A 1,121-nucleotide genomic window follows, 5' to 3' on the forward strand; every position below is an offset into this window, starting at 1 on the left:
TCGGCGACGGCCGCGCGATCGTGTTCACCCGCTCGCAGAGCGTGGACGGCGACAAGCCGTTCCGCTTGTTCGTCGCGCAATGCGACGGGCAGCGCTATGGCGACGCGGTTGCGCTGAAGCTGTCGTTCAACACCGAAGAGAATTTCACCTTCGGGCCGACGCTGGACTGGAACAAGCCGACCGAGTTGCTGCTCAACGGTACTGCCAAGGCGCCGAAGGCGGGGCGGCAGGATATCTATCGGATGGCGGCGCCGGCGGCGACGGGGAAGGGCGGGTGCGTCGGCAATGCCGATAGAGAAGTAAAGTAACGATCAACGCCACAAACGGAATGTTGGAGCAAGCTAAGCTTGAGGGTAGTCGAAGTCGATTACGCGAACTTGATTAATGAAGTCGCCAATTATTCGCCATTTATCAGTCCCAATGTTGGAGACTAACCAGACGCCCGCAACATCCACGGTGGATGGGATTTGAAACGCGGAAGGATCGAATCTGCCTTCGCGATTCAAGAAGATCGCTACGGTCAGGTCTGGTGATGCCTTGTATTTGGAAAGGCTGTCGACCAATCGTTCAAGGGTGAGAGTCTTGTTTAGTTCTTCAGGAACCAGCTCTTTAAGTTGCACCGGAACGAAATGGTGAGTGTCGTCAGCTTGCCAAGTTGCGATGAAGTCGTGATCGCTTCTATCTGTAGGACAGAATCTTACGTTCCGTTCAAGATCAAGAGACATGCCGTAGCAAAATATCGCAGCTTGTCGATACTCTCGAACCTTTTTTAGGTCAGTAGTTCTTAGCGTTCGGACCTTTTCGCTGAGATGGTCTAGTTGCGCGATTTGGATTTCTAGCTTTCTAAGCTCAATGAGCGCTACTCGCGCATCTCTGTACACCAGCGACTTAGCTTCGTTGAGCGCGGTGCGATCCACGGCTTTTTAGGCCTCGCGCATCCACTGCGCCGCATCCAATGCGAAGTAGGTCAACACTCCGTCGGCGCCGGCGCGTTTGATCGAGGTCAGCGACTCCAGCACGCAGCCGCGTTCGTCGAGCCAGCCGTTCTGGATCGCGGCGCGCAGCATCGCGTACTCGCCGCTGACTTGATACACGAAGGTCGGCGCGCCGAATTCGTCCTT

2 protein-coding genes and 1 pseudogene are annotated in these 1,121 nt (G+C 55.7%); 1 reads left to right on the plus strand and 2 read right to left on the minus strand.

Features of this window, described 5'->3' with window-relative positions; translation table 11 throughout:
* Nucleotides 1-308: hypothetical protein (locus tag AB0D94_RS37915; protein ID WP_362062567.1), on the plus strand; the 308-nt coding region annotated here is incomplete at its 5' end.
* Between the two features lie 33 nt (nt 309-341).
* Here the strand turns inward: AB0D94_RS37915 and AB0D94_RS37920 are convergent.
* Both AB0D94_RS37920 and AB0D94_RS37925 read right to left on the minus strand, forming a co-directional pair.
* Nucleotides 342-917: a hypothetical protein gene (locus AB0D94_RS37920; RefSeq protein ID WP_003806479.1), complete on the minus strand. Its 576-nt coding sequence runs from the start codon at nt 915-917 to the stop codon at nt 342-344.
* 6 nt (nt 918-923) lie between these two features.
* A pseudogene (locus AB0D94_RS37925) lies at nt 924-1,121 on the minus strand (porphobilinogen synthase); the annotation flags it as partial.

The sequence above is a fragment of the Streptomyces sp. NPDC048255 genome, from assembly GCF_040652415.1.
In the GTDB taxonomy this organism is placed as follows: Bacteria; Actinomycetota; Actinomycetes; order Streptomycetales; family Streptomycetaceae; genus Streptomyces.